Origin of the sequence: Ruminococcus flavefaciens AE3010 (genome assembly GCF_000526795.1) — a bacterium.
In the GTDB taxonomy this organism is placed as follows: domain Bacteria; phylum Bacillota; class Clostridia; order Oscillospirales; family Ruminococcaceae; genus Ruminococcus; species Ruminococcus flavefaciens_D.
The window spans coordinates 733,829-750,400 of the sequence record NZ_JAGT01000001.1 but is presented as its reverse complement, the minus strand read 5'-3'; the positions used below and the strand labels follow the sequence as shown (position 1 = coordinate 750,400).

The window sequence follows — 16,572 nt, the reverse complement described above, 5'->3', positions numbered from 1 at the left end:
CATATATTACGATGTGTGATATAATTATTTTTTAGAGCGTAATATAATTTGTATATATTATGGGAAGTGTTTTAAGGGGGAATTCTATAATGAAATTATTCTGTATTCCATATTCAGGAGGAAATGCAAACGTATACAGAGACTGGGAGCAGAGACTCTCAGGTCTTGCAAAGATAACTGCGATCGAATACCGCGGTCACGGCAGCTTGTTCGGACAGGATCTGTACAACAGCATATCAGAGGTTTGTGATGATCTTATCGAAAGATACTTCAGGAATAATCATGAAAAGTATATTATATACGGTCACAGCCTCGGAAGTCTTGTTACATATGAATTGACTCGTGAACTCAGAAAAAGAGGCTGTCTCATGCCTGAGCATATTGTACTTGCATCACTTCGTCCACCCCATCTTCTTTATCGCAGACAGAAATATACAACAATGTCAAAAGATGCATTTATGGAGAGGATAATAAATCTCGGAAACACACCTCGTGAGGTGCTTGAAAATGAAGAACTTAGAGAGATAGTATTTGAGCTTCTTTACGCGGATATGAAGCTTGTAGATGATTATGCTATAGATGATATTGATGTGCTTGACACACCCATTTCTGTTTTTGCAGGAATTGAAGACCATGAAGCTCCCGAAGACGAAATGAAGGAGTGGAACAAATACACAAGTAAAAAATTTGAACTGAAAATGTTGGGCGGCAACCACTTTTTTGCATTTCAGGAAAGCGGACATGACCTGCTTATGGGCTCTCTGGAAGCTCTGCTCAGAAAGTATGCATGGTGACTGCATAAAAAATATGAGATTCAGAAGGAGTTAACAGATGAGTAAGGTAAAGGTATTCTGTCTGCCCTATGCAGGCGGTTCAAAGTCTATTTTCAATGATTGGATAGATGAATATAAGGATAATGCAGAGATCATCCCTGTTGAATACAGCGGCCACAGCAGTCGTTTCGGTGAGGAGCTTTTCACAGATGCAAATGATATGGCAGAGGACGTTTTCAGTACAATTATTGCTGAAAACCCTGTGAATTATATTATTTACGGGCATAGTATGGGATGCCTCATATCTCTCCTGACCGCCCTCAAGCTTGAGGAAAGATATGCTTATCCACCGAAAAAGGTCATTATCGGCGGCACAAGACCTCCGCATCTCAGCGGAAAAGACGAGAAAATATCAGGTCTGCCAAAAAAGGAGTTTATGGATAAGTTCTTTGAAATGGATATGATGGATCCTGAGATAATGGATGAACCGGAACTGCTTGATCTTTTGTATGAGGTCTTTTATGCCGACACACTTGTAGGAGAAAGCTATAAAGGATATACAGGACTTCCAAAGCTTAAAGCGCCTATGATAGTGATGACAGGCTCACAGGACGATGAAGCCTGCGAGGCTGATATGAGAGAGTGGGAAAAATATACATACGGCCACTTTGAATTCAAGGAATTTGATGCCGGCCACTTCTTTCCGTTCAACTGTTCGGAATTTCAGGATTATTTTGCAGGTTTGATCGCTGATTGATCTGTATTATTTAGGGTAATTCTTTTATTATTTTTTGTATTCATTTTATAAGGAGATTAAGGATCAATATGAATTTTGACTTATCATTAGCCCAGATGGAGATATACAAAAGGGAGGTCTTTTATCCGGGATTGAGTATAAATAACATTGGTACAGACTGTCGTTTCAAAACTAAGCTTTCTTATGAAGAGATCAACGAATGTATCAATAGCGTTATCGCAAACTCATCAATACTGAGACTTCAGATCACTCTGACAAATGACGGTGTTAAGCAATATACATGTGAGTTTCGGGAAAGAGAATTTCCGTATGTTCAGGTGGATAATATTGCTGAGTATCAGAACTGGATAAATGACAGACTTAAAGAGTGTATTTTCGGATATGATTCACCGCTTATAAAGTCTTATATCGTATATGTAAAAGATGAAGAAAAATGGTGTGTTTACTCAAACATACACCATCTTATTTCCGATGCAATTGGTACATATACTGTTCAGAAAATGCTTTCTGCCGAGGTCGAAAAGAGATGCGGCAAACCATATATTGAGTACAGCGACTATGATTACAGCGGTTTTGTTGCAAAGGAAAAGGAGTATTTTCACAGCAAGGCGTTTATTCGTGACAAGGAATACTGGACTGATGCGTTAAATGAATACGAGGGCAGTGCACTCCCTCACAGTGACGATTCAGATGATCTTTCAAGCCGCCGCTATGAATTTAATATCTCTAAAGAACTCGGCAGCAGGATAAAGGCTTACTGTGCGGAAAATGAGATCAGCCTCCCATGCTTTTTCAATTCGGTCTTTGCACTTTATAAAAGCAAGACCACTGCTTCGGGAAGTGCTTCTATAGGACTTACTCTCCATAACCGAGGTGTACATGAAAAAGAAACAGTGGGTATGTTCGTAACAATGATACCGTTTTTACTGGAGATAGATAATAACAGTACTGTTAATGAATATATCAGATATGTTAAGAGCAGTGAAATGAAGCTGCTCAAGCACCGAAGATTTACCTATGGCTTGATGCAGGAGAACTGCGCTCATAAAGAAGGACTCATTGACCTGTGTGTTAATTTTCAGACATTCTCCACAGTTGAGAATAAGGCAATGGGCTATGAGATGAACTGGCTCGGCTGCGGACACAGTGATACTTTATCTGTAACGGTGAGTGAGCGAAATGATTCGGATATTTTTATGGTCGAATATGACTATCCGTATATGAGGTACTCTGACAGCTTTATTCACACCATGAATGAGAGTATTATCAGGATGATCGAGCAGGTACTTGATGCTCCCGAACAGAAAGTCATCGATGTTGAAGCTGCTACTCAGACTGAAAAAGCTGTGATACTCGGAGAATTCAATGCAACAGAAGCTGAGTATCCAAAAAACAAGACAATAGCTGAGCTTTTTGAGGAACAGGTCATCAGGACTCCTGACAGTATCGCTGTAATGACAGACGATAAATGTCTGACCTATTCCGAACTGAATGAAAAAGCTAACGCACTTGCTTATAAATTACGTGATCTTGGTGTTGGACCTGATGATTTTGTAGCTATTATTTCCGAGAGAAGCATGGAAATGATATGCGGGATCTATGGAATCGTCAAGGCAGGCGGAGCATATGTGCCGATCGATCCTATGTATCCTGATGAAAGGATCAACTTTATGCTCAGTGACTGCCAGCCGAAAGCCATACTTAAATATACAGCAGAGCATATAAATATCGATTCCGAAATACCTGTGATAGACCTCGGAAACGAAGAGGTCTGGAAAGGTGTATCCGAAAATCCCGAAAGAGTCAATAGACCCGATGACCTTATCTATTGTATATATACTTCAGGTACGACCGGAAAGCCCAAGGGCGTTATGAACCGCAATCAGGGCCTTGTAAACAGAATATTCTGGATGGATTCAAGATACCCGATAGATGAAAAAGACGTTATTCTACAGAAAACAACATTTACGTTTGATGTATCCGTATGGGAAATATTCTGGTGGGCAATAAAGGGCGCGAGAGTTGCGCTTCTTGTTAAGGACGGAGAAAAAGAGCCGAATAAGATATGTGATGCTATACTGAATCACAAGGTCACTACCATGCATTTTGTTCCGTCCATGCTGGCTATGTTTGAAGAATATGTCATGGATACTCAGGGAGCTGCCCTCAAGCTGAAAAGCCTGAGAAATGTTTTTGCCAGCGGTGAAGCTCTTAAACCTGTCCATGTCGATAATTTCTACAGTATAACCAAATCGGCAGGCCTGTCCGCTAAGCTTGCCAATTTCTACGGACCTACAGAAGCAAGTATCGATGTTACTTACTATGACTGTACCCCTGAGGATAATAGCATTATCCCCATCGGCAGACCTATTTCAAATACTCAGATATATATTCTGAACGGTTTAAGACTCTGCGGCATCGGTGTTGCAGGTGAACTGTGCATCGGCGGTGACGGAGTTGCAAGAGGTTATCTTAACCGCCCTGAGCTTAACGAAGAGAAGTTCATACAGAATCCATTCGGTGATGGAAGAATGTACCGTACAGGAGATCTGGCAAAGTGGCTTCCTGACGGAAATATAGCTTATCTCGGACGTATCGATGAACAGGTCAAGATAAGGGGACTCAGGATTGAGCTTGGTGAGATTGAAAGCAGACTGCGTGAGATAGAAGATATCAGGGACTGTGCCGTTATTGCAAGAGCTGACAGTACAGGTGACAAGGCAATATATGCTTATTATACAAGTGACAGGGAAAAGAGCGTTTCGGAAATAAGAGACAGGCTCAGTGAAAATGTCCCGGGATATATGATACCTGCATATATGATGCAGATAGACAGGATACCCGTGACCAAAAACGGAAAGCTTGACAGGAGAGCACTTCCCGAGATAGAAGCACGTACCGAGAGAAAGTATACTGCTCCCAAAAACGACATACAAAAGCTGTTATGTGAAGCTTTTGCAGATGTACTTAATATTGAGCGTGTCGGTATAACCGATAATTTCTATGAGCTTGGCGGCGACTCAATAAAAGCCATAAGAATTATCTCAAAGCTCAGAAATGCAGGATATGATATTTCTGTCAAGGAGATAATGAACAGAAAAACTGTTGAAAAGATCGTCCCTGCCATGAACAGAATGGATACATCTGTATCTTACGATCAGGGTGAAGTATCGGGCACAATAGAGAACACTCCCATAATCAACAAATTCTTTGATTATGATCTGAAAAAGCCTGAGCATTTCAATCAGGCAATGATATTCAATATGAAAGGCACGGAAAATGATGTTATACGCTGTGCTGTAGGTGAAATAGTCAAGCACCATGATATGCTCAGAGCTGTATGCAGAGGACGAGAGATAAGAATCCTGCCTGTTAATGAAAGCAGACTCTTTGATTTCTATGAGTATGATTTTTCTGATAAAGATGATAAGAAAAAAGCTGTAGAAGAGGAATGTACACGCATCAACGGAGGCTTTGTCTTTGAAACAGGTCCGTTGGTAAAGGCGGCAGTATTTGACCTTGGTGACGATAAGATAATGATGATGTGCATACATCATATTGCTGTTGACGGCGTTTCATGGAGAATCATTTCCGAAGATCTGGACACAGCTGTATATCAGATCAAGGAAGAGAAAAATGTAAAGCTACCCGAGAAGACAATGTCATTTACTGACTGGAGCAGACAGCTTAACGAATATGGAAAGAGCTCCGCCATCGACAGGTATTTCTGGAAGAAAAATGATGAATCGATCGCACAAGGAAGTATAGAATATAGCTGTGAAAACGGCAAAACAGGCAGTGTTTACGGTGAATTGAGCGAGGAGATCACTGATAGCCTGCTGCACTGCAGTATGAACATATGCGGTGCTAAGATAGATGAAGTTCTTCTTGCAGGTCTCACAAGAGCTGTATGCAGGATAACAGGTCAGAAGCTTCTTTCGGTAAAGCTCGAGGGACACGGAAGAGAGAGTATACACGGTAATACTGCTGTAGACCGAACAGTAGGCTGGTTTACAAATGTTTATGCAGCTGCCTTTGAGGATATTGATGACAGCTTAAATGCCATAAAAAATGCAAAGGATACGTTAAGGTGCATACCTGATTCGGGACTCGGTTATGGTTTTGTCCCGCATTCCTGTGCTCCTGATATATGCTTCAACTATCTCGGAGATTTCAGCGGAAGTAAGATGAGCTATTCAGGCGATTATTCTTACGGTATGACAGTCGCAAAAGAAAATGTTACCGATGATAAGATAATATTTGACTGTCAGATCAGTGACGGAAAGCTCATGTTTAATATAAGATGTCAGGATCGGACTATAGGTATCGGTTTTGCTGAGAAGCTGAAGGATAATTTTATATCTTGTGCGGCGGAACTTGCAGAATTCTGCAAATGCAATGTATGTGAAGAAAAGACCAGAAGTGATTACGGTCTTAATGATATTAATGAAAATGAATTTGACACTATTATAAAGAGTGTCGGATATAAACCGGAAAAAATCTACGGACTTACTCCGCTTCAGGAGGGTATGCTGTTTCATAGGCTTGAAGACAAGGACTCGACTTCTTATGTTATTCAGGGCGTATATAATATCAGTCATCGTATCGATGCTACAGCTTTTACTGCGGCGCTTGATGTTCTGAGTGAAAGATTTGAGGTCCTCAGGACAAAGTTTGTATATAAGGGTATATCTGCACCAAAGCAGATAATATGTAAGGATAATGTTCCTGAGTTTAATATTGTTGATGCAAATGAAAATGAGATAAGTGATCTTTTAAAGACAGATGTAAAGCGGGGATTTGATCTCGAAAATGATCCGCTTATCCGTGTTACCCTGATAAAAACAGGCGATGAAAACGGAAAGCTTGTAATAACTATCGATCACATCATAATAGACGGCTGGGGAGTATCAAATATATCCGAGCATCTGTTCAGGTATTACTCCGAACTCATACACGGAAAGAGCATTGATGAGATAAGAAATGAAATAGTTGCACAGAAAAGATCAGAGAAAGAGTTTAACGATTATATTGAATGGCTGGATAATCAGGACAAAATAAAAGCCGAAGAGTACTGGAGAAACCTGATCGACGGATATGAAAGCGAGTGCAGGATAATTCCTGCCGGAATCCATGAGGAGACTGATGAACAGGTAAGAGTAATACGCCGAGAGATTCCAACTGATACAACTTCTGCGCTCAGAGCAGTGTCTTCACAAAATGAGTGCACCATTAATTCTGCTGTTGAAGCTGCTTTAGGTATAATGCTTCAGAAATACAGCAGAAGCAGCGATGTGTTATTCGGCAAGGTAGTTTCGGGGAGAAACGCTCATATGTCAGGTATCGAGAATATAGTAGGACTCTTTATCAATACTATACCGGTAAGAATTAAAACCGAACAAGGCTGTACTGTTGAACAGCTTATGCGTGAGCAGCAGAAACAAAATGTTGACAGCACTAATTATGAGTACTATTCTCTTGCTGATATTCAGAAGCTTACACCACAGGGCTCTGATCTTATAAAGATACTCTATGTTTTTGAGAACTATTCATCGGGAAAGAAAGAGGAAGAAAACATTGCCGAAAAAGAGGGCATAGTCTTTGAAAGTTCCAGAGAACAGACAAATTATGATCTCACCGTAAGTGCTTTTGATACAAATGACACTTTGAGATTGGAATTAATGTATGACCCTCGCAAATACAGTGAAAAAGAAGCCGAGCTTATTATTGAACGGCTTGTGTATATATGCGATCAAATAGCGGCATCTCCTTTGAGCAGGATATGTGATCTCGATACTGTTCTGAATGAGGAGAAAAAGCTTATTCATGAAGATTTCAACAATACCGCTGCAGCTTATCCAAGAGACAAGACGGTAGCAGAACTCTTTGAGGAGCAGGTAAAGAAAACTCCGAACAATACAGCACTTGTATTTGAAAATAACAGCCTTACATATTCAGAACTGAATGCAAAAGCCAACAGCCTTGCCCATAAACTGCGTGAAATTGGGGTAAAGCCTGATGATTTTGTAGCTATCATAGCAGACAAGAGCATAGAAATGATATGCGGAATCTATGGTATCATCAAGGCAGGCGGAGCTTATGTTCCGATTGATCCTACATATCCTGATGACAGAATAGAGTTCATGCTGGAGGACTGCAAGCCTAAAGCAATACTTGAATTAACAACGGAGAGTATAACTTTTAAAACTTTAATACCTGTAATAGACCTTGCAGACAGTAAGGTCTGGACAGGTGCGTCCGATGATCCTGAAATCGTCAATAAACCAACAGATGGGATCTATTGTATTTATACATCTGGTACAACAGGAAAGCCAAAGGGTGTGATCGTAGAAAACAGAAATGTTGTTAAGCTTGTAAAGAACTGTGATTACACGGATTTAAATGAAAAAACAGTAGTACTTCAGACAGGACAGCTTATGTTTGATGCATCGACGTTTGAAATGTGGGGCACATCCTTGAACGGCGGAACACTGCACCTTGTAGAAAAAGAAACGATGCTGAATGCAGAGACATTCAAGAAATATATGACTGAAAACGGAGTTAATACCCTGTTTATCACGACAGCATTATTCAACCAGTTTATTTATGAGGATAATACTATATTCAATGGCTTGAAGCACTTGATGTTCGGCGGAGAGGCAACCTCAGAAAGACATGTTGAAATACTTCGCAGTCAGAATACAGGTGTCGATTTCAGAAATGTATATGGTCCTACCGAAACAACTACTTTTGCGGCACATTATATAATAGATAAAAAGGTTGATAAGACACCGATCGGAAAGCCTATTTCAAACACGCAGATGTATATTCTGAATGAAAATGCCCTCTGCGGAATAGGAGTCCCGGGCGAGCTTTGCATAGCAGGTGACGGAGTAGCAAGAGGATACCTGAACCGTCCCGAACTTACAGCCGAGAAGTTTGTAAAGAACCCATTCGGTGAAGGAAGAATGTACAGATCGGGAGATCTTGCAAGATGGCTGCCTGACGGAAATATCGAGTTCTTAGGAAGAATAGACGAACAGGTAAAGATAAGAGGCTTCCGAATCGAGCTTGGAGAAATAGAAAGCAGAATAAGAGGTATTGACGGCATAAAGGACTGTGCAGTAATAGCAAGAGCAGACAGCACAGGAGATAAGGCAATATATGCGTACTATACAAGCGATGAAGAAAAGAGCGTGTCAGAGATAAGGGACAGGCTCAGCGAAAGCATGCCCGAATACATGATACCTGCATATATGATGCAGATAGAAGCAATACCCGTAACAAGAAACGGAAAGCTTGACAAGAGAGCATTGCCCGATATTGAAGCCAAGGCAACAAAGGAGTATATCGCACCAAGAAACGAGATCGAAGAGAAGATCTGCAATATATTCAGTGAAATACTTAATGTGGAACAGGTGGGAATCAAGGACAGTTTCTTTGAGCTTGGCGGACACTCACTGAGAGCGACAAGACTTGTCAATCGTATCGAAGCGGAAACAGGAACAAGAATAGCATTAAAGGAAGTATTTGCACATCCGACAGCAGAGCAGCTTGCAGTACTTGCAGGAGCTGAGAGCGAAGAATATGTACCTATCCCAAAGGCAGAGGAGAAGGAATATTATCCCATGTCTTCTGCTCAGAAAAGAACCTACCTGATACAGCAAATGGATCCCGAGTCGACAGCATACAATATGCCCCAGAATCTGAAACTAACTGGAGAAGTGCGCCCTGCTGATCTCAGAAAAGCATTACAGGAAATGACCGACCGCCATGAGATACTGAGAACACAGTTCCTGATGATAGACGGAGAGCCTGTGCAGAAGATACTCGACCATACAGAAGCAGACTTTGAATACATAACAAGTACCGAATCAGATGAAGAACTTATGAAGAACTTCCTGAAGCCCTTTGATCTTGCAAGCGGAAAGCCTGTAAGAGTAAAGCTTGTAAACAAGGGCGAGTACCATCTCATGATGTTCGATATGCACCATATTGTCAGTGACGGAATGAGTGTCAATACGTTTACCAATGAGTTCATGGCATTGTACAACGGAGAAAAACCAGAGCCATTGACACATCAGTTCAAAGATTACAGCGAGTGGATGAGAACAAGAGACCTGAGCGGACAGGCAAAGTATTGGAAGTCGCAGTTTGAAGATGAAATACCTGTACTTGATATGCCGACAGATTTTCAGAGACCACAGGATCAGAGCTACGAAGGAAGCATAACAAGTGCAACCCTTGACGAGAAATTAAGTAATAGCGTCAAGGAGCTTGTAAGGAAAAGCGGAGCAACCGAATACATGGTATTCCTTGCAGCAGCAATGGTAATGCTGAGCAAGTATAGCCGACAGGAAGACATAGTAATAGGAAGTCCCATAAGCGGACGTACCCATAAGGATACCGAAGGTATGCTTGGAATGTTCGTCAACACACTTGCAATGCGAGGAAGACCCGAGAAGAACAAGAGCTTCAAGGATTTCCTTAAAGAGATAAAGGAAACATGCCTTAGGGCATATGAAAATCAGGAATATCCGTTTGAAGAGCTTGTCGAAGCAGTAGAAGTAAGACGAGATATGTCAAGGAATCCGCTGTTTGACGTGATGCTTACGATGCAGAACAACGAGAGCACAAAGCTTAAACTCGGAGACAGCGGAATCGAGGAAACAGGAACAGCCAATACAGTAGCCAAGTTCGATCTATCAATAGATGTAACGGAAACAGACGGCAAATTCGGAGTTGTACTTGAGTATTGTACAGCACTGTTCAAGAATGAAACAGCAGACAGGATACTTGCACATTTCATCGAAGTAGTGAAGTCCATAACTGTAAATTTTGAGCAGAAAATAAGCGAAATTGAAATGGCAACAGCCGAAGAAAAGCAGCTCATCCTAAACGACTTCAATGCAACAGAAACAGAATACCCAAGAGGCAAGACGGTAGTTGAGCTCTTTGAGGAACAGGTAAAGAAAACACCAAATAGTACTGCGCTTGTATTTGAAAACAATACTCTGACATATGCAGAGCTCAATGAAAGAGCCAACAGCCTTGCACACAAACTTCGTGAAATTGGGGTAAAGCCTGATGATTTTGTAGCGATCATTGCTGACAGAAGCATAGAAATGATATGCGGAATATATGGAGTTATCAAGTCAGGCGGAGCATATGTGCCGATCGATCCGACATATCCAAAGGATAGGATAAGCTTCATGCTTGATGACTGCAAACCAAAGGCAGTACTGAAATACACAACTGAAAATGTAATAATTGACAACGAAATACCTGTAATAGACCTTGGAAACGAAGAGGTCTGGAAAGGTGCGTCCGATGATCTACAGCATATCAACACACCGAATGACCTTATCTATTGTATTTACACATCGGGAACAACTGGAAGGCCGAAGGGCGTAGAATTGGAGAATACAGGCTTAATAGGACTTGTAAAGTCATATGAAGAAGTATTTGAAATGACGGGAAACGATAGAATGATGCAGTATGCAAGCTATTGCTTCGATCAGTCAGTGGGAGATATTTTCGGAGCGATGCTGAACGGAGCAGCACTGTATGTAGTGGCATCAGAGATGCGCTACAATATGAGTGAGCTTGAAGCGTACATGAAGACAAAGCGAATAACAGTGGCATCGCTGACACCTAAGGTAATTAGAGAGCTGGATATTTGCGGAATGCCTGATCTGAGACTTCTTGATTCAGGAGGAGAAGCCGCAGAGCTTGATGTTCTTAGAAAAATCGCAGTAAGCGGAAAGAAGATAATAAATTCATACGGACCTACAGAGGCAACGGTAAACACCACATACAGCGAAATAAAGGCAGAAACGCAAAGAGTTGTTATCGGAGGACATTCGTGCCATACAAAGGTATATATTGCTGAAGCTGATAATCTCTGCGGAATAGGAGTGCCGGGCGAGCTGTGCATAACAGGTGACGGACTTGCAAGAGGCTATCTGAACCGTCCTGAGCTAACTGCCGAGAAGTTCGTAAAGAACCCATTCGGTGAAGGAAGAATGTACAGATCGGGAGACCTTGCAAGATGGCTGCCTGACGGAAATATAGAGTTCTTAGGAAGAATAGATGAGCAGGTAAAGATAAGAGGCTTCCGAATCGAGCTTGGTGAAATTGAAAGCAGAATAAGAGAAATTAAAGGAATAAAGGACTGTGCAGTAATAGCGAGAGCAGACAGCACAGGAGATAAGGCAATATATGCTTATTTCACAAGCGATGAAGAAAAGAGCGTGTCAGAGATAAGAGACAGGCTCAGCGAAAGCATGCCCGAATACATGGTGCCTGCATATATGATGCAGATAAAAGCAATACCCGTAACACGAAACGGCAAGCTTGACAAAAGAGCCCTACCCGATATCGAAGCCAGAGCGACAAAGAAGTACATCGCACCAAGAAACGAGATCGAAGAGAAGATCTGCAATATATTCAGTGAAATACTTAATGTGGAACAGGTGGGAATCAAGGACAGTTTCTTTGAACTCGGCGGACACTCACTGAGAGCGACAAGACTTGTAAACCGTATCGAAGCGGAAACAGGAACAAGAATAGCATTAAAGGAAGTATTTGCACATCCGACAGCAGAGCAGCTTGCAGTACTTGCAGGAGCTGAGAGCGAAGAATATGTACCTATTCCGAAAGCTGAGGAGAAGGAATATTATTCCATGTCCTCAGCCCAGAAGAGAACCTACCTGATACAGCAAATGGATCCCGAGTCGACAGCATACAATATGCCCCAGAATCTGAAGCTTACGGGAGAAGTGCGTCCTGAAGATCTAAGAAAAGCATTGCAGGAAATGACCGACCGCCATGAGATACTGAGAACACAGTTCCTGATGATAGACGGAGAGCCTGTACAGAAAATACTTGATCACATAGATGCAGACTTCGAGTATGTAACCAGCGAAGAATCAGATGAAGAGCTGATGAAGAACTTCCTGAGGCCCTTTGATCTTGCAAGCGGAAAGCCTGTAAGAGTAAAGCTTGTAAACAAGGGCGAGTACCACTTGATGATGTTCGATATGCATCACATAGTGGGCGACGGAATGAGTGATGAGATATTCACAAGAGAGTTTATGGCACTGTATAACGGAGAAAAGCTTGAACCGTTAACACACCAGTTCAAGGACTACAGTGAGTGGATGAGAACAAGAGACCTGAGTGATCAGGCAGAGTATTGGAAGAGTCAGTTTGAAGATGAGATACCTGTACTTGATATGCCAACTGATTTCCAGAGACCACAGGAGCAGAGCTACGCAGGAAGCATAACAAGCAGAATCCTTGATGAAGACCTCAGCAAGAGCGTCAAGGATCTTGTAAGGAAAAGCGGAGCAACAGAATATATGGTATTCCTTGCAGCAGCAATGGTAATGCTGAGCAAGTACAGCAGGCAGGAAGACATAGTAATTGGCTCACCAATTAGCGGACGTACCCATAAGGATACCGAAGGTATGCTTGGAATGTTCGTCAACACACTTGCAATGCGAGGAAGACCCGAGAAGAACAAGAGCTTCAAGGATTTCCTTAAAGAGATAAAGGAAACATGTCTTAAAGCATATGAAAATCAGGAATATCCCTTTGAAGAGCTTGTAGAAGCAGTAGAAGTACATAGGGATATGTCAAGGAATCCGCTGTTTGACGTAATGCTCGTACTGCAGAACAACGAGATGGCAAATGGAGAATTATCCGGAGCAGAAGCAGAAGAAACAGGCAGCTCGGAAACGTCAGCAAAGTTTGACCTGACATTCAATGTATCGGAATTCAATGGTAAGTTTGGAATAGGACTTGAATACTGCACAGCACTGTTCAGAAGTGAAACCGCCGACAGGATACTTGCACATTTCATTGAAGTTTTGAAGTCTATAACAGCAAATGCAGAGCAGAAGATAAGCGAAATTGAAATGACAACAGATGAAGAAAAGAAGCTTATCCTTAACGACTTCAATGCAACAGCAATGGATTATCCAAGAGACAAGACGGTAGTTGAACTCTTTGAGGAACAGATAAAGAAAACTCCGAACAATACAGCACTTGTATTTGATAACAACAGCCTTACATATGCAGAGCTCAATGCAAAGGCAAACAGCCTTGCGCACAAACTGCGTGAACTCGGAGTAAAACAAGACGATTTTGTAGCGATCATTGCTGACAGAAGCATAGAAATGATATGCGGAATCTACGGAATCATCAAGTCAGGCGGAGCATATGTGCCGATCGATCCGACATATCCAAAGGATAGGATAGGCTTCATGCTTGATGACTGCAAGCCAAAGGCAGTACTGAAATACACAACTGAGAGTATAGCTATAGATAGTGAAATACCAGTAATAGACCTTGCAGACAGTAAGGTCTGGACAGGTTCGTCCCATGATCCTGAGCATGTAAATACACCGAATGACCTTATCTATTGTATCTATACCTCAGGAACAACAGGAAAGCCAAAGGGGGTTACGATCGGCAATCTTTCGCTGAACAATTATCTCAGAACAGTAGGCGAACATTTCTACATACATGATGGCGTTATACCGTTGATAACCAATTATGCCTTCGATCTGACAGTTACTGCAATTCTGGGAAGTATGCTCCTCGGAAGAACGCTTATGCTCTTTATGACAGAGTACGATCTTGCAAAGTATGCATCTGAAAATGATGTAGCAGTTCTGAAAATAGTGCCGTCACATCTTAATCTCCTTATGGACGAAATAGAAACATTTGGCAAATGCAAAATACATGCTCTTATGCTTGGCGGAGAGGCTGTAACAAGACCGCTGACAGAGCGGATAGTTAGTGTGATAGGTGAAGATACGGAGATCATAAACGAGTACGGTCCTACCGAAGCAACAGTAGCATCATCGTTTGCGAAACTCAAAAACGGCGAGCCCATAACTATAGGAAAGCCTTTCTACAATACGCAGATCTATATATTTAATGATATGGAATTCTGTGGTATAGGAGTACCGGGCGAACTGTGCATAGCAGGTGACGGAGTAGCAAGAGGATATCTGAACAGACTTGAGCTTACAGATGAGAAGTTTGTAAAGAATCCATTCGGTGATGGTAGAATGTATCGCACTGGAGACCTTGCAAAATGGCTGCCTGACGGAAATATCGAGTATCTTGGACGAATTGACGAACAGGTAAAGATAAGAGGCTTCCGAATCGAGCTTGGAGAAATTGAAAGCAGGATAAGAGAAATTGACGGCATAAAGGATTGTGCAGTAATAGCGAGAGCAGACAGCACAGGAGATAAGGCAATATATGCTTATTACACGAGTGACGAAGAGAAGAGTGTGTCCGAGATAAGGGACAGACTCAGCGCTGTGATGCCCGAATACATGGTACCTGCATATATGATGCAGATAGAAGCAATACCCGTAACACGAAACGGCAAGCTTGACAAGAGAGCGCTTCCCGATATCGAAGCCAAGGCGACAAAGGAATATGCAGCACCGAGAAATGAAAAGGAAGAAGCCGTATGCAGTGCGTTCAGCGAGATACTGAATATCGAGACCGTAGGCATAAAGGATAATTTCTTTGAGCTGGGAGGAGACTCCATCAAGGCAATAAGAATAATTTCAAAGCTGAGAAATTACGGCTACAAGGTAACGGTCAAGGATATAATGAGCGGCAAAACTGCTGAAAATATAGCCCTTTCACTGAGCTCCGAATCAAATGAAAAGAAGTATGAACAGGGCGAGGTTTACGGCAGGGTCGAAGCGACTCCGATTATAAACGAGTTCAGGGAATGGCATTTGGCTAGACCCGAGCATTATAATCAGGCAATGATGTTCTCAGTTGACGGAATTGATAATGCGACGATCCATAGGGCGATAACTGAGATTGTAAAGCATCATGACGTGCTGAGGGCAGTTTACCGAAATGATACGCTTGAAATACTGCCTATTTCTGAGAGTAAGCTTTGTGACTTCTATGAGTATGACTACAGCAATGAGAATGATAAATATTCGGCAGTAGAAAAAAAGTGTACTGAGATACAGTCAGGCATTGATCTTGCAAACGGTCCGCTTGTAAAAGCTGCAGTATTTGAATTAGGCGATACGAAACAGCTTATGCTTTGTATACATCATCTTGCTGTTGACGGAGTATCATGGAGAATACTGAGTGAAGATCTTGAAACTTCTCTTAAACAGCTCAAAAATGGAGGAACGGTCGAGCTTCCCGAAAAGACAGCGTCATTTATTGAATGGAGCAATAAACTTAATAATTATTTTAAAAATCAGTCAGAACAAAATATTAAGTATTGGAATAATGATGAAAAGGCGCTCACTGAAGGAAAGCTTTTGGCTATATACAGCGAAGATACGATAGGCAGGCAGACGGTCGAGTTTGATGAGAAGATCACGGATATTATCTTGAAACAGACAGGTAATGTTTACGGAGCAAGAACAGAAGAAGTTCTTCTGGCTGCACTATCAATGGCAGTTTTATCACTGACAGGGCAGAAGAAATTGTCCATAAGACTTGAGGGACACGGAAGAACCGATCTGGAGAGTACGGTTTTTGTTGACAGAACAGTGGGCTGGTTCACGAATATCTATGCTGTAGCATTAGACTGTTCTGATGATCCTGAGGCTGCTATCATTAACGCCAAGGATACCATCAGAAGAGTTCCCGATTCGGGGATCGGCTATGGATTTACGGAGCACAGCGTTAAACCTGATATATGCTTTAATTACCTTGGTGAAAGCGAAGATAAGGGCAAAACTCCCGTATATTCATGCGGAAAAATGATCTCTGATGAAAATAAGAACGAGACTATTGTTTTCAATGGCGGAGTTTTGAATGGTGTTATGTCTTTTGAAATAGAAAGCTATGATGACAGATTCGGCAAAAGATTTATTGAAGAATTAAGCGGATATTTTGAAGAGAACGTAAAGAAATTAGCTGAATATTGTTCAGAATTCGGAGAACAGGCTAATGAACAGACATTATCAGATATGCAATCTTCTGAGATAGACGAACTTGATATTGATTTCATAAATTCTCTTTTAGACTGATTTG

3 protein-coding genes are annotated in these 16,572 nt (G+C 41.7%); all 3 read left to right on the top strand.

Annotation, left to right across the window (positions count from 1 at the left end; all coding sequences use genetic code 11):
• Positions 1 to 89: 89 nt before the first annotated feature.
• The 3 genes from N774_RS0103155 to N774_RS17950 all read left to right on the top strand — a co-directional run bounded on the left by N774_RS0103155 (position 90) and on the right by N774_RS17950 (position 16,568).
• The gene (locus N774_RS0103155) at positions 90 to 794 is read left to right on the top strand and encodes a thioesterase II family protein (RefSeq protein ID WP_024859845.1); all 705 of its coding nucleotides are present in this window, start codon (positions 90 to 92) and stop codon (positions 792 to 794) included.
• 37 nt (positions 795 to 831) lie between these two features.
• On the top strand, positions 832 to 1,530 hold the full coding sequence (locus tag N774_RS0103150; RefSeq protein WP_024859844.1) for a thioesterase II family protein: 699 nt from the start codon (positions 832 to 834) through the stop codon (positions 1,528 to 1,530).
• A 68-nt stretch (positions 1,531 to 1,598) separates the two neighbouring features.
• Positions 1,599 to 16,568: a non-ribosomal peptide synthetase gene (locus tag N774_RS17950; protein ID WP_024859843.1), complete on the top strand. Its 14,970-nt coding sequence runs from the start codon at positions 1,599 to 1,601 to the stop codon at positions 16,566 to 16,568.
• The last annotated feature ends 4 nt before the right edge of the window (positions 16,569 to 16,572 follow it).

Excerpts from the sequence above, each read along its gene's own strand:
- N774_RS0103155 (WP_024859845.1), top strand. The coding sequence starts at position 90 with ATGAAATTATTCTGTATTCCATATTCAGGAGGAAATGCAAACGTATAC.
- N774_RS0103150 (WP_024859844.1), top strand. The coding sequence starts at position 832 with ATGAGTAAGGTAAAGGTATTCTGTCTGCCCTATGCAGGCGGTTCAAAG.
- N774_RS17950 (WP_024859843.1), top strand. The coding sequence starts at position 1,599 with ATGAATTTTGACTTATCATTAGCCCAGATGGAGATATACAAAAGGGAG.